Origin of the sequence: Vibrio marinisediminis (assembly GCF_014050145.1) — a bacterium.
Taxonomy (GTDB): Bacteria; Pseudomonadota; Gammaproteobacteria; order Enterobacterales; family Vibrionaceae; genus Vibrio; species Vibrio marinisediminis.
Window position 1 is genome coordinate 1 of record NZ_JACFYF010000473.1, and the last position, 220, is coordinate 220.

The 220-nt window shown below is 70.9% G+C and carries 1 protein-coding gene; it reads left to right on the forward strand.

Going from position 1 to position 220, the window contains the following annotated elements:
* A partial coding sequence (locus H2O73_RS24635) for a DUF4153 domain-containing protein (RefSeq protein WP_182110879.1) occupies positions 1 to 220 on the forward strand: 220 nt, incomplete at both ends.

Genomic DNA, 220 nt, shown 5'->3' on the forward strand with positions numbered 1-220 from the left:
TCGGGCTTGCGACCCTTGTGACCTCCGCGCTCGATTGCGAGCCGAGCGAGGCTGGCCTGACCTGGCTCTTGCGCTGGACCGTGCAACTCGCCTGCTGCCTGATGCCGGTGCTGGCGGGGCTCGGGGCCTATGCGGTCTGGCTGCGCGTGGCGCAATACGGCTGGACGCCCGAGCGGGTCGCGGCGGCCTGCATCTGCGCCGTGGCGTTGACCTATGCGCT